The organism is Candidatus Enterococcus wittei, from assembly GCF_002140175.1.
Lineage (GTDB): Bacteria > Bacillota > Bacilli > Lactobacillales > Enterococcaceae > Enterococcus_B > Enterococcus_B wittei.
In genome coordinates this window covers 64,826-87,070 of record NZ_NGMO01000005.1, presented here as the reverse complement: position 1 = coordinate 87,070, position 22,245 = coordinate 64,826, and the positions used below count along the sequence as shown (strand labels likewise).

The 22,245-nt window shown below is 37.4% G+C and carries 14 protein-coding genes, 1 pseudogene, 1 riboswitch and 1 other annotated feature; of the genes and pseudogenes, 10 read left to right on the top strand and 5 right to left on the bottom strand.

Annotated features, from left to right (window positions below; translation table 11 throughout):
- A partial coding sequence (locus A5844_RS12760) for an ISL3 family transposase (RefSeq protein ID WP_086285580.1) occupies positions 1-1,151 on the bottom strand: 1,151 nt, incomplete at its 3' end.
- Between the two features lie 644 nt (positions 1,152-1,795).
- Positions 1,796-1,873: riboswitch (SMK box riboswitch) on the top strand.
- Between A5844_RS12760 and metK the strand changes: the two genes are divergently transcribed.
- From metK to A5844_RS12740, 4 genes are all read left to right on the top strand, one after another.
- A complete protein-coding gene (gene metK / locus A5844_RS12755; RefSeq protein WP_086285579.1) occupies positions 1,871-3,064 on the top strand; it encodes a methionine adenosyltransferase in 1,194 nt (397 codons plus the stop codon). Its footprint overlaps the riboswitch before it by 3 nt.
- A gap of 218 nt (positions 3,065-3,282) precedes the next feature.
- Positions 3,283-4,743, top strand: coding sequence for an MDR family MFS transporter (locus A5844_RS12750; RefSeq protein WP_086285578.1), 1,461 nt, complete (start codon positions 3,283-3,285; stop codon positions 4,741-4,743).
- A 74-nt stretch (positions 4,744-4,817) separates the two neighbouring features.
- Positions 4,818-5,606 carry an alpha/beta hydrolase gene (locus A5844_RS12745; RefSeq protein WP_086285577.1) on the top strand — a complete coding sequence of 263 codons (789 nt, stop codon included), beginning with the start codon at positions 4,818-4,820 and terminating at the stop codon, positions 5,604-5,606.
- 12 nt (positions 5,607-5,618) lie between these two features.
- The gene (locus A5844_RS12740; RefSeq protein WP_086285576.1) at positions 5,619-6,155 is read left to right on the top strand and encodes an acyl-CoA thioesterase; all 537 of its coding nucleotides are present in this window, start codon (positions 5,619-5,621) and stop codon (positions 6,153-6,155) included.
- 586 nt (positions 6,156-6,741) lie between these two features.
- Here the strand turns inward: A5844_RS12740 and A5844_RS12735 are convergent.
- On the bottom strand, positions 6,742-7,407 hold the full coding sequence (locus A5844_RS12735; protein ID WP_086285575.1) for a TetR family transcriptional regulator: 666 nt from the start codon (positions 7,405-7,407) through the stop codon (positions 6,742-6,744).
- Between the two features lie 119 nt (positions 7,408-7,526).
- Between A5844_RS12735 and A5844_RS12730 the strand changes: the two genes are divergently transcribed.
- The 3 genes from A5844_RS12730 (at position 7,527) to A5844_RS12720 (ending at position 12,046) form a co-directional block, all read left to right on the top strand.
- A complete protein-coding gene (locus tag A5844_RS12730) occupies positions 7,527-9,239 on the top strand; it encodes an ABC transporter ATP-binding protein (RefSeq protein ID WP_086285574.1) in 1,713 nt (570 codons plus the stop codon).
- Positions 9,240-9,241: 2 nt separating this feature from the next.
- Positions 9,242-11,011, top strand: coding sequence for an ABC transporter ATP-binding protein (locus tag A5844_RS12725; protein WP_086285573.1), 1,770 nt, complete (start codon positions 9,242-9,244; stop codon positions 11,009-11,011).
- Between the two features lie 483 nt (positions 11,012-11,494).
- Positions 11,495-12,046 carry a DUF5626 family protein gene (locus A5844_RS12720; RefSeq protein WP_086285572.1) on the top strand — a complete coding sequence of 184 codons (552 nt, stop codon included), beginning with the start codon at positions 11,495-11,497 and terminating at the stop codon, positions 12,044-12,046.
- 356 nt (positions 12,047-12,402) lie between these two features.
- Here A5844_RS12720 and mnmM read toward each other — a convergent pair whose 3' ends face one another.
- The 3 genes from mnmM to A5844_RS12705 all read right to left on the bottom strand — a co-directional run bounded on the left by mnmM (position 12,403) and on the right by A5844_RS12705 (position 14,927).
- Positions 12,403-12,978 (bottom strand): tRNA 5-(aminomethyl)-2-thiouridylate-methyltransferase MnmM, encoded by a 576-nt coding sequence (gene mnmM, locus A5844_RS12715; RefSeq protein WP_086285571.1) that lies wholly within the window; start codon positions 12,976-12,978, stop codon positions 12,403-12,405.
- Positions 12,978-13,934 carry a tRNA modification radical SAM protein MnmL/YtqA gene (gene mnmL, locus A5844_RS12710; RefSeq protein ID WP_086285570.1) on the bottom strand — a complete coding sequence of 319 codons (957 nt, stop codon included), beginning with the start codon at positions 13,932-13,934 and terminating at the stop codon, positions 12,978-12,980. The genes mnmM and mnmL overlap by 1 nt, the downstream gene beginning before the upstream one ends.
- 321 nt (positions 13,935-14,255) lie before the next feature.
- On the bottom strand, positions 14,256-14,927 hold the full coding sequence (locus A5844_RS12705) for a phosphatase PAP2 family protein (RefSeq protein WP_086285569.1): 672 nt from the start codon (positions 14,925-14,927) through the stop codon (positions 14,256-14,258).
- 292 nt (positions 14,928-15,219) lie between these two features.
- On the opposite strand from A5844_RS12705, the gene A5844_RS12700 reads away from it, so the two are divergent.
- The 3 genes and pseudogenes from A5844_RS12700 to A5844_RS14365 all read left to right on the top strand — a co-directional run.
- Positions 15,220-17,232, top strand: a complete 2,013-nt coding sequence (locus A5844_RS12700) for a LysM peptidoglycan-binding domain-containing protein (RefSeq protein ID WP_086285568.1) — start codon at positions 15,220-15,222, stop codon at positions 17,230-17,232.
- Between the two features lie 70 nt (positions 17,233-17,302).
- Positions 17,303-17,511: a binding site (T-box leader), on the top strand.
- 103 nt (positions 17,512-17,614) lie between these two features.
- Positions 17,615-20,029, top strand: coding sequence for a leucine--tRNA ligase (gene leuS, locus A5844_RS12690; protein ID WP_086285566.1), 2,415 nt, complete (start codon positions 17,615-17,617; stop codon positions 20,027-20,029).
- 772 nt (positions 20,030-20,801) lie between these two features.
- Positions 20,802-22,245, top strand: a pseudogene (locus tag A5844_RS14365) (hypothetical protein); the annotation flags it as partial.

Here is a 22,245-nt window from a genome sequence, read left to right as displayed (position 1 = left end):
TTACTATAGGGTGTTTGGAAGGCATTTTTGATTCCTTTTCTGTATTTATTTAAGAAAGTGAGTTTCTTACGAAACCACTCAGGAAGCTGGGTATCTAAGGTATTCACCACTTCGAAAAAGTCGTTCGTCTCTTTTTGTTTATAGTGATAGAGAAGGAGTTGACAAGTGTCATAAGCTAACTTCAATGTAGAATCATAGCTGAGTAATTCATCGACGATCGCTTTTTCAGTCATCGGACGCTTAAAGGAATAATCATAGCGATAGCGTGAGCTATCTAATAGATAAGAATCCTTTAGGAATAACTTCCAGTAACGTTTGAATCGTTTATACTTCAGACGATCGTTCTTACGATAAGTGTTCATGATTTGAATCCGTAAATGGTTCAACGCCCGGTGAATATGTTGGATAATATGAAAACGATCCGTGACAATTTGTGCCTGGGGAAAAATACTTTTTGCTAATTCAAAATAAGGAGCGTTCATATCCATGACGATATATTGGACATTCTCTCTAGCTTGACGGGTATAGCGAGAGAAATAGGTACGTAGATAAGCTAGTTTACGACTTTCAAGAAGACCAAGGATTTGATTCGTTTGACCATCCATGAAGATAAAACTCATTTTACCCACACAGGATTTCATTGCTTTAAATTCATCAAAGCAAAGAACGGAGGGCAAGTAGTCAAAACGCACTTTAACGTTCTTCACAGCCGCTTTCATGATTCGTAAAATCGTTACATCCGATACGAAATATCGAAAGGCAATGTCTTTTCTACTGGAGTTGGTCGCTAATTCTGCCATGATTTTTCGTTTCAAGTCGACAGAAATCGAACAATTTCTATCGACTACAGAAGTTTCAGCCGAGAAAGTTGCGCCACACTCTTTACATAGGAATCGAGTTTTTTTAAGTTTTAAGATTGTTTTACGTGAATGGATCGGTAGTAATTGAATGGTGGTTTGGTGGGTCCCATATTTAATCACTTGTCCTTCGTTTTTAATCCCACATTTTGTACAACAAGTGGGAGTATAATCTAAGCGTCCATGAATCATGTAGGAGGTAATGCCTCCTTCTTTCTTTTCAGAAAGCCAATTTGTAGGGAAAATGATATTTTCATCTGTTAAACCGAGTAATTTTTTAGTATGATAGTCCATGGAGATATCCTTTCTTGATGAGTTTGGTTTAGTCGACTTAATTCTATCAATTTGGATATCTCTTTTTCTATCTTTTTTTACAAAAAAATAGTGTTAGTAGAAAACAAAATTGTTTTCCACCAACACTAGATATTATAGAACCCTTTTTTTGTGGAAACAAGAAGAGAACTATCAAATGACTAGTTGAAAAAGACTTTCTTGTTTGATAAAAAAGTAATTGATGGACTTACAATAGTTGATTTCTATATAATGAGCTTTATGTGATATATAAGCTAGAAAGTCTGAATTTCCCTCTTATTCCAGTATATAAATAAAGCTTGTGCTCGTTTTTTTGAAATGATAGGTTAATTGTAGTTAAAGCTAGGAATTCCTCGTAATTAACAAAAAAAAATCAAAACATGACTAGTAAGTTGATGAATATTTTTTTCAGTTAGAATATTAGTTATTTGAGATAGTAAATAACTTTCATAATAAAGTAACAAAATAGAAAAATAATATTTAGTTATTTTTCCATTTTGTTTATATGGATCGTTTGTTTCTGGATCGGTGCTACTTTCATAAATAGTATTTTGTTTTTTCTTCTTCACTTTTTTCTAAAATCGGGAAAAAAACCGAGCCAAAAACTTGTTTATCTGCTATACTTGGATCGTTGCAAGTTCCCGAGAGGATCCGTAAGAACGGAGATGCCTTGTAACCGAATTTAACTAGGGGGAATCACTATGGGAGAAAGACATTTATTTACATCAGAATCTGTTTCAGAAGGACATCCAGATAAGGTTGCTGATCAAATCAGCGATGCGATTTTAGATGCGATCTTAGAGAAAGATCCAACTGCCAGAGTTGCCTGTGAAACATCAGTAACAACTGGACTTGTATTAGTATTTGGAGAAATATCTACAACGGCTTATGTAGATATTCAAAAAGTGGTACGTCAAACAATTAAAGAAATTGGATATACACGTGCAAAATTTGGCTTTGACGGAGATACAGTCGCTGTATTAGCGGCAATTGATGAACAGTCACCAGATATTGCTCAAGGGGTCGATGAAGCACTTGAGATCCGTGATGAAAAGGAAAGAGATTTACTAGATGAAATCGGCGCAGGTGACCAAGGATTGATGTTTGGTTTTGCTGTTGATGAAACACCTGAATTGATGCCGTTACCGATTGCATTAAGCCATCGTTTAGTACGACGATTAGCTGAACTTCGTAAGTCAAATGAATTAACTTATTTACGTCCAGATGCCAAGTCTCAAGTAACGGTTGAATATGATGATCAAGGACAACCTGAGCGTGTGGATACAATCGTTATTTCAACACAACATGATGATGCAGTTGATAATGAAACAATTCGTCATGATGTCATTGAAAAAGTAATTAAAGAAGTGATCCCAGCAGAATTGCTGGATGAAAAAACAAAATATTATATCAATCCTACAGGAAGATTTGTAATTGGTGGCCCTCAAGGAGATGCTGGTTTAACTGGAAGAAAAATTATTGTCGACACTTATGGCGGTTATGCACGTCATGGTGGTGGGGCATTTTCTGGGAAAGATGCAACGAAAGTCGATCGTTCTGCTAGTTATGCTGCACGTTATATTGCAAAAAACATCGTAGCAGCTGGTCTTGCGAAAAAAGTAGAAGTACAATTAGCTTATGCTATTGGTGTGGCCCAACCAGTTTCTATTTCAATCAACACATTTGGCACTTCAGAAGTATCAGAAGATGCATTAATTGCAGCAGTGAGAGAAAACTTTGATCTTCGTCCGGCTGGAATTATTGAAATGTTAGATCTACGTCGCCCAATATATAAACAAACAGCTGCATACGGACATTTTGGCCGTACAGATGTTGAATTGCCTTGGGAGCAAACGGACAAAGTGGAGGCTTTAAAAGCTAGTTTAGCTAAATAATTCCGTAAGTATAGAGAGTTTTTGTAACAAGAACTGTCATACCTCTAATAAGATGAGAAACAACGACTCTGAATAGACGTTGCATATTATTTCGATAAGCTGGGATATCCGAAAATAGTTTTCTATTTTCGCGATATTTTGGCTTTTTTTGTAATAACCAAGTTGGAAGGTGTTTCAATCATAAAAATAACTTAAGTGACAAATGGGAGGAGCTAAAAATGGAAAGAAAAACAAATATTACCGTTGTGACAATCTGTGTGTTTATTGCCACCTTCATGACGGCTATTGAGGGAACGATTGTTACTACTGCAATGCCGACGATTGTTGGCTCACTTCATGGTATGGAAATGATGAATTGGGTTTTCTCGATTTATTTATTAACGAACGCGATGCTTACACCAATCTATGGGAAACTAGCAGATAAATTTGGTCGCAAACCTATTTTTATTTTTGGTACGCTATTATTCATTATTGGTTCGCTATTTTGCGGGCTTTCCCAATCAATGATTGGGTTGATCATTTCCCGTGCTATCCAAGGAATGGGAGCTGGAGCTATGATGCCGGTTGCTTTAACGATCATTGGTGACATGTATACAATTGAAAAGCGAGCAAAAGTTCTAGGGTTAAATAGTTCGGCTTGGGGGATTGCGAGTGTCTTTGGGCCCTTAGCTGGTGGATTTATTGTAGAAGCATTAAGCTGGCATTGGATTTTCTTTATCAATGTTCCGATTGGCATATTATTAACGGGATTGATTTGGAGATATCTGCATGAACCAAAACTATCACACGAACCAAAACCCATGGACCTTGCTGGTAGCTTTAGCCTCATGTTGATGTTGGTATTATTGTTATTAGGATTTCAGTTATTAGGTGATCAAGGTTTGACAGCTTTAGTACTCACCTTACTGATAGGTAGTGTGATCGTTCTTTTCATTTTTATTTTTGTAGAAAAGAAGGCAAAAGATCCTGTCATCTTATTGCATTTGTTCAAAAACCCTCTTTTTGTCGTGGTGAATGCGGCCGCGGCATTAGCAAGTGGCTTTTTAATGGGAATCGACGTGTACATTCCGATGTGGATGCAAGGAGTACTAGGATTGAATGCGGCTATTGGTGGTTTAGTTTTAGCCCCACTCTCTCTTGTATGGATGGTAGGGTCCTTTTTGGCAAGCAAATGGATGACACAAAGAGCTACAAGCTGGGTATTAAGGATCGGATTATTGATTACGATTGCTGGTGGGATCGGTCTTTGGCTAATGCCGTTTCAAAGTAATTTTCTATGGTTTTTTGGAATTTCAACGATTATCGGTGTGGGATTAGGTATAACTATGACCACTTCGACAGTGAGTGCGCAAAATAGTGTCCCTTCGGAGCAATTAGGCGTAGCCACTTCCTTTAATACACTAGTTCGGACGATTGGACAAACAGTCATGGTGGCGGTCTTCGGGTTGTTGATTAATCGAGCTACTCAAACAGAATTAGCAGCTAGTCAGCTAACGGATGATCCCGATATCATGAATAAGTTGGTTAATCCACAAACCGCTAAACTGATCGATGCAGAGCTGTTAACTCCACTACGTGAAATTTTGTATCATGGCTTGCATCAGGTTTATTTTGTGGGATTACTATTAGTTGTGATAGCACTAATCTTGACATTTTTTATTCGTCAAAAAAAGTGCTAGAATAAACGGGTAAGATTACTAAGTATGTATGTAAGAATCAATATTCTAATAGATGAGAAAAAGAAGGCGAAAAAATGGCATTTATTCAAGCAAACATTTATTCAAATGTATTAGAAATGGAAGTAAATCTGAACGTGATCCTACCACAAACGACTAAAAAAATCATTGGCACGAGCACCCAATCAGGAGTAACCGATGTACCAGTTCTTTACTTACTTCATGGGATGGGTGGCAATCATAGTGTTTGGGAACGTCGTAGTTCAATTGAACGGTATGCAGCAAACTACGGTTTAGCAGTGATCATGCCCTCTACAGATTTAGGTTGGTACACTAATACGACCTACGATATGAATTACTGGACATTTATCTCAGAAGAATTACCAGCGATTTGTCATGAACTTTTCCCACAAATCACAACGAAAAGAGAAAAAACATATGCTGCTGGTTTATCAATGGGTGGATATGGAGCGTTAAAACTTGGTTTAGCCAAGTCAGAGAATTTTTCTGCAGTTATTTCTTTATCAGGTGCGATTTCTGTAGGAAATCGCATGGAAGACTTGTTGATGATCCGTCAAGCAAAGTTTTGGGAAGGAATTTTTGGTCCTTTAGATCAAGTGGAAGGCTCAGTCAATGACCCACAATATCTTGTCGAAGAACTAGCAAGAAGTCAAAAAGAAGCACCACGGTTTTATTTAGCTTGTGGTGAGTCAGACTTTCTATATCAAGCCAATCAAGAGATGACAGAAGTAATGAAAGAAAATGGAATCGATGTTACGTTTGAACATGGTCCTGGTGAGCATGACTGGATTTTTTGGGATCAATGGATCCAACGTGGATTAGCTTGGTTATTTGGAAAAGAATAGGAGCTGGATTTTTTGGAAGAAGAAAAGTATTGTAAGGATTCAATGGTCATTCAAACTCATCGGATCTTTCCATTTGATTTAAATCCTTTTGGGTATTTATTTGGGGGTAATCTGATGACGATGATTGACGATGCCGCATCCATTTCGGTCACGAGACATTGTCGTAGAGGGGCGGTCACAGCTTCTTTAGACAGTTTGAACTTCTTGAAACCGTTACATGAAAACCATTCTGTTTGTGTGGAATCCTATGTCTCAGGTGCCCATAAGAAATCAATGGAAGTCTTTGTTAAGATTATCGGAGAAGATCTAACAACTGGGGAAAGATATCTAGCTGCAACTTGTTTCACGACATTTGTAGCAGTTCCTTCCCATATGAATCTTGAGACCTCCTTCACTGTGCCAAAAGTCATTCCTGAAACAGAAGAAGAAAAACTGGTATGTAGTGGTTATGAGAAAAGGCGTTCAGCCAGACAAACTGAGAGAAAAGCTTATAAAGAATTCGCAGCGAGTCTTTCGACGGATCTACCTTGGACAAGAAGTGAAGACTAGGTGTAATTAAAAGTAGGTTTAAAAGAAGCTTTTTTTACATTTTTAAAATAGAATAATTGCTGTTCAATGTAGAAGAGCGTGGGACAAAAGCGTTATTTACTTTTGTTTCACGCTCTAAATACATATAAACGGCGGGTGCAGAAACAACTCCTTCAGAAATAAGCCGAAATTCACAAAAATTTAAAAAGCAATTTTCGTTAATTCCTTTTTATTTCTCGGAGTTAACCGTTTCCGTCCCAGCCTCTTTTATTTGGAGTCCCAATATGGAGTACCCAAAATTTTAGATACAAGCTAAAGGGTTATATGTGAAAAGCTATTTTCTCAAGTTCCTCTTTAATACTCGGAGTTGGATGACTTTCTCGTGAAATTCGCTAAACAGTGTTCCATCAGCTGACCCTCGATATTAAGCCAATAATTCGTAAAATATGGAGAGCATTTTTTCAACTTGCTATCTTAATACTTAGATCAAAGTGCTGATGTTACAAACTCTGGATAAACGGTGTTCGAGAATGTGTCCTTGGGCAGTAAGCTGAAAAATCGTAAAATATGGAGAGCTATTTTTCGCTTACCTATCTTACTGCTCAGGTCAGTTCCCTTCTGACAGAACCTTTTTTTCTAATCCTGCGAGGTAGTTTTGGACGTTTGACAGAAATAGCTGTTTGTCATCTGTTGCTTGATTATGGGAAAGAATGCTTGCTTTTAAACCTGATAGATGTTGCTCTTCTACATATGTTTTCATTGAAGTAACTGCATCTGCTAGGAAATGGTCACCATCACTGATTTTTTGGCGCAATTGTTGCTCTTGTTGGTGATCCATCAACTGACCAATCAATAAGTTTTGTAGGGCAGTGATGGTTTGTTGACTTTGAGTGATCGAAAATCCTTCTTGAACTAGTACTTGGATCATTTTTTCTAAATGGTCAAGGCGAGAAGGAAATGAAGGAACAGTGTGGATTTCTAATTGAGCACCGCAAGGAAAGGTTGTATAAAGATCGTAATAGTTTTCCATAAATTGAATAATCTGTTCCTGCCAATCTAAGGTAGGATCTGGAATGACTAAAGCATTTTCCATTGTTTCAGCCATTTTTTGTAAAAGTTGTTGTTTGTTTTTGAAATACCAATAAAGCGCTGGTGCTTGGACATTTGCTTTTTGAGCCAATTGTCGCATGGAGAGTTTGGTAAGATCTTGTTTTTCTGCCAGTATATCAAAAGCAATTGCTATAATTGAAGCTTGAGATAGCTTAGTTTCCATTTTTATCAACCTCACGTATTGCATTATCTTTTTAAACATGGTAAATTGTTAGTCGGTCTAATTTTACAGTGTTAAATTAAGGCTGTCAATTTTAACAAAGAGAGGTGTAAACCACAAAAATGAACCTAATTCTAAGACATGCAAAGAAGTATAAAATGGCTGTGTTTATTTCATTACTATCTGTAGCAATCATGGTTTCTGCAACTTTATGGCAACCTAAACTGTTGCAACAAGTATTAGAAGCTATCATTACAGAAGATAATGATGGAATGCGGGAAATTGGTGTTTACTTGATTAGTTTGGCGTTACTTGGCTTAGCGGCTGGCGTCACGAACACGATTTTTTCTGCAAAAGTGGCACAAGGAGTCAGTGCAGACATCAGAGAGGAAGCTTTCCGAAAAATACAAACATTTTCATTTGGAAATATCGAACAATTTTCTGCCGGTAACTTGGTGGTGCGATTGACAAATGATATTACTCAAATCCAAAACCTAGTGATGATTTCGTTACAATCATTGTTTCGGATTCCGTTTTTATTTATTGGCGCATTTATTCTAGCCATGATTACGATGCCACAATTGTGGTGGATCATCGTACTCCTGATTGTTGCTGTATTTTTGATCACACTGTTGTCTTTCACTCGTATGGGTAAGCACTTTATGATCATCCAAAAATTGATAGATAAAGTAAATGGGATTGCGAAAGAAAACCTTGTGGGGATTCGTGTAGTGAAATCATTTGTCCAAGAAGAAAATCAATTAAAAGAATTTACTAAAGTCAGTGAAGATTTGACGAAACATAATATTATTGTTGGAACCTTATTTTCTGTGATGATTCCTTCTTTTATGTTAGCAGCGAATCTAGCAATCGTCGGGGCAATCTTTTTTGTCAGTGACTTGGCCAAAGATGATCCAACTTTAATTGGTGGTATTGCTTCCTTCATGAATTATTTGATGCAGATCATGATGGCGATCATTATTGGTGGAATGATGATGATGATGACATCAAGAGCAGCAGTATCGCTGAAACGGATCAAAGAAATTTTAGATACAGAACCAGAATTGTCTTATCTGGATGTACCTGAACAAGAACTAAGTGGTTCTGTTCGTTTTGATCATGTATCTTTCCGTTATCCAGGAGATGATGTGGATACACTGAAAAATATCAGCTTTACTATTCAACCAGGTGAAATGGTGGGGATCGTTGGAGCAACAGGTGCAGGTAAATCGACATTAGCACAATTGATTCCACGATTATTTGACCCGACTGAAGGAACAGTTGAAGTTGGTGGTGTAGATTTACGTAAAGTCAATGAGAAAAGTTTAAGACAGACTGTTTCGTTTGTTCTACAAAAAGCGATTCTTTTCTCTGGAACCATTTCTCAAAACTTGCGTCAAGGAAAGAAAAATGCGACGGAACAAGAGATGGAAAATGCTTCATCTATTGCCCAAGCAAAAGAGTTTATCGAAAAATTAGCAGATCGTTATGAGGCGCCAGTCGAAGAGAGAAGTAGCAATTTTTCTGGTGGACAAAAACAACGCTTGTCTATTACTCGTGGTGTTATCGGACATCCAAAAATCTTGATCTTAGATGATAGTACAAGTGCGTTAGATGCTCGTTCTGAAAAATTAGTTCGCGAAGCGTTGGACCGAGAATTGAAAGAAACGACGACAATCGTTATTGCTCAAAAGATTGCTTCAGTTGTTAAAGCAGACCGAATTTTAGTTTTAGATGAAGGAAAGTTAGTGGGCGAGGGAACACATGAAGAACTCGTAGCAGAAAATCGCGTGTATCAAGAAATCTTTGAAACACAAAAAGGAACGGAGGAGTAGCCATGACTGATTTAATCAAAGCAAGTAAGTTTTTTTATCACTATTTAAAGCGGTATAAGGTCTCCTTTTTCTTTATTTTTATGACAGTGATCATTGCTACGTACCTTCAAGTCAAAGCACCTCAATATATTGGTGAAGCTTTTCAAGAATTAGCCAACTATGTAGGTGGTTTGATGCAAGGAGTCGATGATAAGAGTCGGTTTGTTTCAATCATCTGGAAACTGGTTATTTTTTATGTACTAGCAAGTGCAGCCAACTTTATTTACAGTATTTTATTTACTCAAGTCGTAGGGAAATCAACGAATCGTATGCGAATTGGTTTATTCAATAAATTGGAAAAGTTAACGATTCGCTTCTTTGATTCTCATCAAGATGGAGAAATCCTTAGTCGCTTTACGAGTGATTTGGATAACATCCAGAATAGTTTGAACCAAGCACTTCTACAAGTCATCACCAATGCAGTATTGCTGGTAGGGATCTTGATCATGATGTTCCGCCAAAATGTTCAATTGGCTTGGGCAACGATTGCTTCAACACCAGTAGCGATTTTGATAGCAGTGTTGATTATCCAAAAAGCAAGAAAATATGTGGATTTACAACAAGATGAAGTTGGTAAATTAAATGGCTATATGGATGAAAAAATTAGTGGACAACGGGTCATTATCACAAATGGTTTACAAGAAGAAACGATTGAAGGATTTTTAGAACACAATCAAACAGTTCGAAAAGCAACATTTAAAGGACAGGCATATTCAGGATTATTATTCCCAATGATGCAAGGTATGTCCTTAGTCAATACAGCTATCGTCATCTTCTTTGGTGGTTGGTTGGCACTTAATGGTGATTTAGAACGTTCAGTCGCTTTAGGTCTAGTAGTGACATTTGTTCAATATTCCCAACAATATTATCAACCATTGATGCAGATTTCTTCTGGATATAGCATGATCCAATTAGCAATCACTGGTGCAAGAAGATTAAATGAGATGTTTGCTGAAAAAGACGAAGTGAAACCAGCACACGGGAAAGACTTTGTGGGAATTGAAAAAGGCTTATCCTTGAATCATGTTGACTTTGGATACAGTGCAGATAAATTAGTCTTGAAGGATGTATCTATTGATGTCAATAAAGGCGAAATGGTCGCTTTAGTAGGTCCGACAGGCTCTGGTAAGACAACGATCATGAATCTGTTGAATCGTTTCTATGACGTCAATGATGGCTCTGTAAGCATTGATGGAACAGATATTAGAGAATATGATCTTGATGGATTAAGACGTCATGTCGGGATTGTTTTACAAGAATCCGTTCTGTTCTCAGGCACGATCCGAGACAATATTGTATTTGGTAAACCAGATGCGACGGATGAGGAAGTTATCAATGCGGCAAAACAAGCGAATATCCATGACTTTATCCAAACGTTAGAGCAAGGATATGAAACACATGTTTCGGAAGAAAACAATTTGTTTAGTACGGGACAAAAACAGCTGATCAGTATCGCTCGGACAATTATCACGAATCCAGATTTGTTGATTTTAGATGAAGCAACAAGTAACGTGGATACAGTAACTGAAGCAAGAATTCAAAAAGCCATGGACGAAGCTATCAAAGGGCGAACAAGTTTTGTGATCGCTCACCGTTTAAAAACTATCCTTAATGCTGATCGTATCGTTGTTTTACGTGATGGAGAAGTCATTGAGGAAGGCGACCATCACCAATTATTAGCTCAAGATGGCTTCTATGCAGAATTGTATCATAACCAATTTGTGTTCGAGTAAGCTCAAAAATAGAATGATAGAAGCTGTGTGTTGTTATCCATCTGGGTGACAAATTGAAGAATTGAAAAGCGTCAAATCAAGGTCAAAAAATCCTTGGTTTGGCGCTTTTTGGTTATTCAATTCTTTTTTCACTAATATAGTTGTTAGGGGATCTCCAACCAAATTTCATAGAAAGTATCAATGGAGAAAATAGGGCGTATGATTTTTTTATAAAGAAAAAAAAAGAAAAAATTTCATGTTTGGAGCATGATACGATTACTTAAACAAGAGTACATAGCAATTACTATTGTGTAAATTAGTTCCTCTGCTTACAGATCGTTTTTTGTTTTTTTAATATAAAATATTATTTTCATACTTAAATATAAATAATAAGGAGTTGATGGCTAACTATCGTTTCATGATTAACAATAGTCGTTTATCGTATTAGCAAGCAGAAAAAATCAGTCAAAAAGTAACAATTAAAAAGGAAAGAAGGATAGGGCGATGCTACAAGAAAAATATAGGGGGAAAGCTGTCTTTTTTGCTAGTTTCACAGCATTAGTCATGCTATTTATATTGTTCGTACCAACTGCAGGGAGTGTACAAGCACATCAGTTAGAAACAGAGAATCCTGTTGCCCTTACAAAAGAGCAGGGCAATTCATCAAATCATATTGAATTTGATTTATCAAAAAATAGGAGACAAGTTGAAACTATCCGTTTGTCAAATGAAGAAGTAGTAAAAATCGTTGTTGAACCAGTTTCAAATAGCCAAATACGTTTAGGTAATGGGGGATGGAATATCTATTATTATTCAGGAATCTTTAATTGTGGTTTTAAGATTAAAGTAAGTAGCAATAGTATTACTAGTGCTTATGATCCTTGGTATTATCATATTGGTGTTAGTGTGAAATCTAGTTCATTGAAAAGAGATAATTTGAAACAAGCAACCTATTATTTTGAATTTGGAACACCAGTATGGGACTTTGGCGGTTGGAGTGGTTGGTTGAGAGCGACCATCAATCATTCGAATAATTTAGTTGTAACGGTCAAATAATATGGGGATCCTTGGAATAATCATAGCAGTGATCAGCCTTATTTTAGCGATAGGTTTTACAATATTGTTGATACGAGTGCTCAAAAATTTGTTTGACAAATAGCGTGAATCAATAGCTATTCGCAAGGATTACATTGATCATCAGTTTAATAGCAGAATCACCTTTCATTATTCAAAGGATTTTATTAGGAAATGAGAAAATTTACACGAATAAAGGAAATATGGGAAAAATCATGTGAAGATTAAAATAGCAATGACTAACGTCGGTTTGAAATAAGAACAAAAAGTGATCCTTTACAAAAAGAAACTCTTTCAGCAAAAAGCTAAAGGAGTTTCTTTTTTAGTCAATCAAAACATTAGTGCAGATCATTCTTTTTTTCGACACAATATAGGATAGGAGGGTTATTCTTTTGATTTATGAACCGATAATTCAACACATTGTACATTTCTTGAGGCAATGTCTGACAGAAATCTTGCACCATATCTAATTCTGCTTTTCCACCTTCATGTCCATAATAGACGACTACGATCATACGTCCTTTAGGTACTAAGCGTTTCAAGATCTCTTCCATCGCCATTTTTGTCGTTTCAGGAAGGGTGATGACTGATTTATCGCTTTTGGGTAAGTATCCTAGATTAAAGATTGCCGCTTTGACTCTTTGTTGTTCCTCCAAGACCTCACCGATAGTTTCATGTCCCTTTAAGCATAGGGTCACACGGTCTAACCAGCCCGCTTCTACCAGTTTTTTATTAGTGGTCACAAGAGCCTGTTCTTGGATATCAAAACTATAAACATGACCTGTTCGACCGACTTGTTCTGCTAGAAAAATCGTATCATGACCATTCCCCATAGTGGCATCGATCACATGATCTCCTGGTTGGATGATTTCTTTTAATAATGTATGGCTAAAATGTAACGCACTCTGTAACATCAATTCAATATCCTTTCTCGAACATTGTACTTCCCTTGATAACTATCTCGCTGTACTAATTCTTGGTCAATTGCATTTAAGACTTCCCATTTTTTCAAGCTCCACATTGGACCGACAAGAGAATCCCAAGGAGCATCCCCCGTTAAGCGATGAATGATGATCTCTTGTGGGATCATTTCTAGTTGGTCACAGATAACTGAGACATAGTCGGGGCGACTCATTAGTTGCAAGCGTCCTTCATGATAGTCTCTGAGCATTCTAGTTTTTCGCATCAAATGCATCAAGTGGAGTTTGATACCTTGAATATCAGAGTCTAAAATCGTTCGGCGAACGTTTTCACGCATCATTTCCAATGACTCACCAGGTAACCCATTGATAAGGTGGGTACAGACACGAATGTTATGTTTACGAAGTTTATTGACTCCATCAAGATAGGTTTGATAATCATGTGCGCGATTAATCAATCGTGAAGTTTCTTCGAAAGTTGTTTGTAACCCTAGTTCTACCCATAGATACAGGCGTTGATTCAACTCTGCAAGATAGTCCACCACTTCATCAGGTAAACAGTCAGGTCGGGTACCAATGGATAATCCTACGACACCTGGCAGATTGATGACTTGTTCAAAGCGTTCCCGAATGATCTCCACTGGGGCATGGGTATTCGTGAAATTTTGAAAATAAACGATATATTGTTGCACATGAGGCCATTTTTTATGCATCATGTCGATCTCTTTATGGAACTGTATTGGCAGAGGATCTTCTGGTGCTACGATCATATCTCCTGAACCAGAAACGCTACAAAATGTACATCCTCCATGAGCAACTGTACCATCACGATTGGGACAATCAAAACCACCATCGATTGGTACTTTAAAAATCTTTCCACCAAATTCATGTCGCAAAGCATAATTCCATGAATGGTAACGTTTATTCCCTTCTGAATAAGGAAATTCCATCAAAATTCCTTCTTTCTTTTTTATAAGTAAAGTCATAATAACAATAATCTATCTAACAACCAAAAACTCCACTACGGGTAATCTATTTACTAAGAAATTACAAAAAAGACATTTAGTAATGAGTATGGAGACGAAACTTGCGAAAACAACTTTCCATATTTTTCAAGTGACACCTTGATACTATGGAATTGATTGTTGACTAAAGACTCGCTTCTTAAATGTCATTTATTAGGATGTACTAGCAGTTTGTTTCAAGCAATAAAAAAATCTTTGGAAATCAATAAATAGCTCTTCCTATTTTTTTTGGTTTTGAAAGTGGATCTATTCGTTGGAAGAATCATTCTTCGAGTGTTGTTTCTTCGTTTTAAATGGATAAATTCCTTCTCTATAATAAGGATAAGTGAAACATAACCAAGTGAGACTCAGTGAATAACCAGCGACAATGTCACTTGGATAGTGAACACCTAGATAGATTCGACTAACCCCTATGCTAAGGATCAATCCTGTAAGTAAGATTTGAAGTAAGAGTGCTAATTTTCTATTACTGATAAGAATGGGTAACAAAAAGATGAACGTACCATAGAAAATCATACTGGTTGCTGCGTGACCGCTAGGAAAACTATAAGTTGTTTCTGCGACCAAATGAGGAATACTTGGACGATCACGTCTGACTAAAAACTTGATCAGTGGATTGAGTATACCTGCAACACCAATAAAATTGATCGCAAGCCACTTAAATTCATTGCGTTGTTTTTTTGACCAAAGCCAATAAGAACTGATGAGAAAGAAAAGGATCACCACCAAGGGATTTCCTAGACTTGTAATCAATCGCTGACCGTGGTTCCAATCAGGAAATGGGATACGAACGAATTTAGTCAGTGTCTGATCAAATCCATTTAACCATTCCACGTGGGATGTGACGATATATGTCAAGGATAAAAAGAGTAGGAGAAAAATCACTGCTACTGCTTGATAAGCTTTTTTTCGTTTCATTTAATTCCTCCTTCATGCCAAACTATTATAGCATTTCTATTTAGGCAAAGAACAGTTATTATGTGTCACTTTTTAAGTAAGGATATAGCATACTTTCTATTTTTACTGCTAGTGTAATGTAATAGCAACTATTTAGTAATATAACTGAAATATTAAACAGGATAAAATAGTGTGTTTTATCTTATTTAATAACTTAGAGCTAGTATTTATAGGCATTACTAAAGGCGTAACTAATGAAAATTACGAAAAATTAGTAAGAGTATATAATAGTAATTGATTTGGAGGATAGAAAATGGAAAAGGAAATCATCGCACGAAAAGAACGGAGACGTTTGGAGGAAACAAAACGCTTCCGTAACGTTAAACGTAATGCTGCTATCGTTGGTACAGCCATGGTAGGTTGTTCTGTTGTAGCTCCAGTGATGCAATCGGTCTCAGTAAATGCAGAACAGATACCAATGCAATATAGCTCAAGAGTCAATACTGCGGCATTTATTACTGAAATTGCAACGTTTGCGCAACCTGTCGCAAATGCAAATGACTTGTACGCATCAGTGATGATCGCACAAGCTGTGGTTGAGAGTGGTTGGGGTAGTAGTGCTTTATCTCGCGCTCCTTATCATAACCTGTTTGGGATCAAGGGAAGTTATCAAGGGCAAACTGTTTATATGGATACCCTTGAATTTTTGAACAATAAATGGGTAAGCAAAAAAGAACCATTCCGTCAGTATCCTTCGTTTGCACAGTCTTTTAGTGATAATGCTTACGTGCTTCGAAATACGTCTTTTGGTAATGGCTATTATTACGCAGGTGCTTGGAAGAGCAATACAAAATCTTATACGGATGCGACGGCTCACTTGACTGGTCGCTATGCAACAGATCCGGGCTATGCTACTAAATTAAATAATATCATTATGACATATGGCCTAACGAAATATGATACACCGGCAAGTGGTAACGCTGGTGGCGGAGCGACCGTTGGAAACAGTAATTCAGGTAATACTGGAAATACTGGTAGCACAGGCAATAATCAAGGAAATACAAATAATACTACAAATGTAGATTCTACTACGTATACAGTGAAATCAGGCGACTCTGTTTGGGGAATCTCAAATGCGCATGGCATCTCAATGGCACAGTTGATCGAATGGAACAATATCAAAAACAACTTTGTCTATCCAGGTCAAAAATTGACCATCAAAGGTGGCCAAGCAAGTGGTTCATCCACAACAAATGCAGGGAATAACACGACTTCATCTGGTAACAGTTCAACTAGTACAACGAACAACAATTCAACTGGTAAACGCTATACAGTGAAATCAGGTGATTCTGTTTGGGGAATCTCGAATGCGCATGGTATTTCAATGGCACAGTTGATCGAATGGAACAATATCAAAAATAATTTTGTCTATCCAGGACAAAGCTTAATCGTTTCAAACGGTGGTTCTTCTGCCACAAGCAACAAACCATCTACTGGGACATCTACTCCATCTACAGGAACAACAGTATCAGGGACGAAGTATACTGTTAAAGCAGGCGACTCAGTCTGGGGAGTTTCCAATAAACATGGGATCTCAATGGCACAATTGATCGAATGGAACAATATCAAAAACAACTTCATCTATCCAGGACAACAGTTGATTGTATCTAATTCATCAAGTAGTGCAACAACTAACCAAGTGAAACCAACAACGAACCCTACAACGAATACTAGTCAAAATAATGCTAGTCAAGGAACAGGAACATATACGGTCAAAGCAGGAGAATCCGTGTGGAGCGTAGCCAATAAGAATGGCATCTCAATGAACCAATTGATCGAATGGAACAATATCAAGAACAACTTCATTTATCCAGGTCAAAAACTGATCGTTAAAGGTGGCACAACAACATCAGCAAAAACGACACCAACAACTAAAGCTACAACTAATACAACAGTCAATACACCAAATACCTCTGCTGCTACAAGCATAACAACTACAGGGGATAAAATCTATACGGTCAAAGCAGGAGAATCTGTGTGGGGCGTAGCGGATAAACATGATATCACGATGGATCAATTGATTGAGTGGAATAATATCAAGAATAATTTCATTTATCCAGGACAAAAACTAATCGTGAAAAAAGGGAATGCAGCAGCAGCGCAAACTCAAACAACAAATGATGCAAAACGTTATACAGTGAAATCTGGAGAATCGGTTTGGCAAGTTGCGGATAGTCATGGGATCACGATGGATCAATTGATCGAATGGAACAATATCAAGAATAACTTCATCTACCCAGGCCAAAGTCTGATTGTAGCAAAATAAGTGTGCTTTTCTTTGAAATAACATTTGAACTTATAAGGAATATTTGTTACTATGAAGCTACTTGAATAGTACAACAACGTTTGAGAAGGAAGTAGTAAAAAGTCGAAAGTTTTAGAGAGCACATGGTTGGTGGAAATGTGTACGGACGCTTTTGAACTCGCCTTTAAGTTGCAACTGCCGAAAGTAATAGTAAGCAGAAGCGGTGACGACCGTTACGACGTCCGAGGCCTTGGTCTACAAGGCAAAATTAGGTGGTACCACGTAGATTACGTCCTATAAAAAGAGCAATCTTTTTATAGGACTTTTTTGTTTTTCGTGCATATTTTTACTCAAGAAAAGTGCAAGGAAATATTTGAAAAAAATCAAAACAGGGGGAAAGAAAATGAGTTATAACCATAAAGAAATTGAAAAAAAATGGCAAAAATACTGGGCAAAAACCAATACCTTCAATACCCACGATGATCCTGAAAAACCAAAATTCTATGCACTGGATATGTTTCCTTATCCATCTGGACAAGGATTACACGTAGGACATCCAGAAGGATACACAGCAACAGATATTCTTTCCCGCTTTAAACGTAGCCAAGGTTACAATGTTTTACACCCAATGGGATGGGATGCTTTTGGGTTACCAGCCGAACAATATGCGCTAGATACTGGAAATGATCCTGCTGAATTCACTCAAAAAAACATTGAAACATTCCGTCGTCAAATCAATTCATTAGGGTTTAGTTATGATTGGAATCGGGAAGTCAATACGACTGATCCTGAGTATTACAAATGGACGCAATGGATTTTTACTAAGCTTTATGAAAAAGGACTTGCTTATGAAGCAGAAGTCGCTGTTAACTGGGTACCTGAACTAGGAACAGTAATTTCAAATGAAGAAGTGATCGATGGTAAAAGTGAACGTGGTGGCTATGATGTAATCCGTAAACCAATGCGCCAATGGATGCTGAAAATCACAGCCTATGCAGACCGTTTAATCGATGATTTGGAGCTGGTCGACTGGCCTGAAAGCATCAAAGAAATGCAACGCAACTGGATTGGACGTTCCGTGGGTGCCAATGTGGAATTTAAAGTTGCCGGAATGGACAAGGCTTATACAGTCTTTACGACACGTCCTGATACCTTATTTGGTGCAACTTATTCAGTACTAGCACCAGAACTGGATTTGGTTCGTGAGATCACAACTCCTGAACAAAAAGAAGCAGTTGAAGCATATATTGCAGAAACAGCGAAAAAATCAGATTTAAAACGAACAGATCTTGCCAAAGAAAAAACAGGTGTATTTACCGGAGCGTACGCCATCAATCCTGTGAATGGGAAAGAAATCCCGATCTGGATCGCTGACTATGTCTTAGCTTCTTATGGGACTGGTGCAATCATGGCGGTGCCAGCACATGATGAACGTGATTATGAATTCGCCAAAACCTTTGATTTAGAAATCTTACCAGTGATTGAAGGTGGAGATATCGCTACAGCAGCATACACAGAAGATGGCCCGCACATCAACTCTGAATTCCTCAATGGGCTGAATAAAGAAGAAGCTATCCAAGCAATGAACGAATGGTTAGAAAAAAATGGAGTGGGGAAAAAAGAAGTCAGCTACCGTTTGCGTGACTGGTTGTTTTCTCGTCAACGTTATTGGGGAGAACCAATCCCGATCATCCATTGGGAAGACGGTACCGTTACTGCCTTACCAGAAGAAGAATTACCTTTGACACTACCTAAGACAAGCAATATCCAACCAAGTGGTACAGGAGAATCACCTTTGGCCAATATTACTGAATGGGTCAATGTAACTGATCCAAAAACAGGAAAAAAAGGCCGTCGAGAAACAAATACTATGCCACAATGGGCTGGAAGTTCATGGTATTACCTACGTTATATCGACCCACACAACAAAAAAGAGTTAGCCAACTATGAAAAATTAGAACGTTGGTTGCCAGTAGATATTTATATTGGTGGAGCAGAACATGCAGTACTTCATTTATTGTATGCTCGTTTCTGGCATAAATTCTTATATGATATTGGCGTGGTACCTACCAAAGAACCATTCGAAAAATTATTCAATCAAGGAATGATTTTAGGCGAAAATAATGAAAAAATGTCTAAATCTCGTGGGAATGTCGTCAATCCAGATGATGTTGTCGAAACTTATGGAGCTGACACATTACGCTTATATGAAATGTTCATGGGTCCATTAGACGCTTCAATTGCATGGAGTGAAAACGGCTTAGAAGGTAGTCGCAAGTTCTTAGATAGAGTTTGGCGCTTATTGGTGGATGAAAATAATAAAATGCGTGATCGTATCACGACATTCAACGATGGAAAACTAGACAAAGTTTACAATCAAACGGTGAAAAAAGTGACCGAGGATTACGAACACTTGCATTTCAATACCGCTATTTCTCAATTGATGGTATTTGTCAATGAAGCCTACAAAGTAGATGCTTTGCCTTATGAATACGTAGAAGGATTCGTTCAATTGTTAGCACCAATCGCTCCACATATCTGTGAAGAACTATGGACAATCTTAGGTAATGAAGAAGGTATTTCATATAAACCTTGGCCAACATATGATGAAACTGCATTGATCGAAGATGAAGTAGAAGTCGTGTTCCAAATCAACGGAAAAGTACGAGCAAAAGCAAGTGTTTCCCGTGATCTTACAAAAGATGAATTGGAAAAAATTGCGCTGGAAACTAAAGGAATCAAAGAAAATATCGAAGGAAAAACCATCCGAAAAGTCATCGTTGTACCAAATAAACTGGTAAATATCGTCGCAAATTAAAGAGGTCATGAAAAAGCCGTTCAACTCCGAGTATTAAGAAAAAATCTCATAAAATAGCTTTTCATATTTTTGAAGATTTTGGCTTATTACCGAAGTGTAGTTTTCTGAATATCTGTATTATGGTTATGACAGTAGTAAAAAATTTTAGAAAATAGCTAGAGAATCTAAAAATATTTTGCTGTATTGTTTAATATTGTGATTAATTACCGAACTACGTCTTCTAATACCATATTTCAGTCATTTCAATGAGAGCAGTGATTAAGTTCACTTGCTCTCTTTTTGTTATGTAAAAATAGAAAAGTAGATAAAAAAGGTGTTCGAAACAGAAATGAGTGAAGGGGGAATGTTATGAGTGAACTATTTTGATTTTAGATATGAAACTCTCTCTTTTACCTTGCTAACGGTAAAAAAAGATTTTCTTCTTTTGTCGGAATCATGGATAATTTTAGTGTGGAATGGACACAATTATTTCAGAGGCAGAAAGATAAGAATGACAACAACGGAGACATTTTGAACAGCTCCATCACGTAATTTTTGTTTGAGCATGAGAATAGGATAATCTTTCATCAAATCCAAGAATCTAACAGGGAAAATTTGGGAATAGTATCATTTTGAAAGAAATTACTTAATTAAAATGCACTCATCTGTTGGTAGTAAATCAGTAGCGATCAAATACATATTTTAGCATGTCACATTTAACTAGTTGATCGAAAAACAGTATAGGAGCATTTTTAATAAGGATATACGAAATAAATGAGAGGGGGACAGGAGTTTGAAAACAAAAAAAATACGAATAATAGCTGCCTCGTTTCTATTATTCCAAAATTGTCTACTTCCATCTTCAGTATTTGCAGAAGAGATTCAATCTACAGAAAATACTGAAATAGTAGAAGGATTGCAACAATCGGCTAACCCTATTCCAGATACTTCTGCCACTATAGAGGAGTCTGTAGTACAAGAAGGAGTCGAATCAACTACGCCTGAAACAACTGCACCAGAAGTTGTGGAGGAAGTACCACCGATTGAAACACCACCAGAAGCGTCAACATCTGAAAATACAGGTGAAGTTCCTGAAACACCAACAACTGAAGGAACTGAGAATACACCGAGTACGTCGACAGAAGCACCGCCGCCAATAGCAGAAAATCCAGCTGTTCCAGATTATTTAAAAAACATCAATCAGCGAGTCTACTTAACAGATGCGCTACTGGCGGAGCTAAGAAATCATGGACAGACTTCTTATATCGATGACGTATTAAAAAAAAATGTCAACCGAACCTTAACGTTAGGAGGGAATGTCGGTGACAAGGTTAGCTTTACAGTGACTGTACCGACACACTCAGTGGTTAATGGAAATGGGAATGACTGGATTGCTCAAATCGGTAGTGATCAACCATGGCCAGTAGCTTTTTATCGCCATATGTATTATGGGGATCATGTGTCATATCCTAATAATTACTCGCTTAATGATATCAAGAGCAATGCACCAGCATTCTTGAAAGTCACGGCAACAGCAACAAGTGGTAGTCAAAAAGCAACTATTACCGTGACAATCGAACGAACAGCGGTGAATACTGCGACTCAATCAACGATTGATTTATCAGCAAACGTCAATTTAGGTACAACAGTTGTACCTGGATCAGACCAACCAGGCGGAACGATACAGAAAGTAAGAGATGTTCTTTATTCTAACACGAATATCGGGAAATTGACTATCAATCACGAGCAACCAAAGCCAACCGCAACGATTAAAGATAATATAACTATTGAAGCCCAACGTTCAGCAGCACTTACGTTAGATATCGTCAAATCGTGGTTTTCTCAATTGCCAGATAAACCGGATGATTATGAGTATTCATATATCAGAGTAAGTAATCCTCTTGCTCAGACTTGGGCGCCGAATGAAATAGGCACCATACTTGTTACGTTGAAACATAAGACAACAGGGGTTTCCGATTACTATGAAACGGTTTATACAGTGAAAGATACACAAGCACCGACAGCAACGGTCAAAAATTCGGTGATTGAGTTTCCGGCACGATCATCTGGGAGTCTGACTCGGGATGAGTTGCTTCAATTTGTAGAAGGTGATTTAAAGGATAACTGGAGTTTACCAGCTAATATTAAAATTGATTTAGTGAATAGCAACGGGAACTTGCTAGATGTCAGTCAAATGGCAACAGGGCAGGAACATACAGCGTATATCCGTCTAGAGG

Excerpts from the sequence above, each read along its gene's own strand:
- leuS (WP_086285566.1), top strand. The coding sequence starts at position 17,615 with ATGAGTTATAACCATAAAGAAATTGAAAAAAAATGGCAAAAATACTGG.
- A5844_RS12725 (WP_086285573.1), top strand. The coding sequence starts at position 9,242 with ATGACTGATTTAATCAAAGCAAGTAAGTTTTTTTATCACTATTTAAAG.
- A5844_RS12730 (WP_086285574.1), top strand. The coding sequence starts at position 7,527 with ATGAACCTAATTCTAAGACATGCAAAGAAGTATAAAATGGCTGTGTTT.
- A5844_RS12750 (WP_086285578.1), top strand. The coding sequence starts at position 3,283 with ATGGAAAGAAAAACAAATATTACCGTTGTGACAATCTGTGTGTTTATT.
- A5844_RS12705 (WP_086285569.1), bottom strand. The coding sequence starts at position 14,927 with ATGAAACGAAAAAAAGCTTATCAAGCAGTAGCAGTGATTTTTCTCCTA.
- A5844_RS12700 (WP_086285568.1), top strand. The coding sequence starts at position 15,220 with ATGGAAAAGGAAATCATCGCACGAAAAGAACGGAGACGTTTGGAGGAA.
- A5844_RS12720 (WP_086285572.1), top strand. The coding sequence starts at position 11,495 with ATGCTACAAGAAAAATATAGGGGGAAAGCTGTCTTTTTTGCTAGTTTC.
- mnmM (WP_086285571.1), bottom strand. The coding sequence starts at position 12,978 with ATGTTACAGAGTGCGTTACATTTTAGCCATACATTATTAAAAGAAATC.
- metK (WP_086285579.1), top strand. The coding sequence starts at position 1,871 with ATGGGAGAAAGACATTTATTTACATCAGAATCTGTTTCAGAAGGACAT.
- mnmL (WP_086285570.1), bottom strand. The coding sequence starts at position 13,934 with ATGGAATTTCCTTATTCAGAAGGGAATAAACGTTACCATTCATGGAAT.
- A5844_RS12745 (WP_086285577.1), top strand. The coding sequence starts at position 4,818 with ATGGCATTTATTCAAGCAAACATTTATTCAAATGTATTAGAAATGGAA.
- A5844_RS12735 (WP_086285575.1), bottom strand. The coding sequence starts at position 7,407 with ATGGAAACTAAGCTATCTCAAGCTTCAATTATAGCAATTGCTTTTGAT.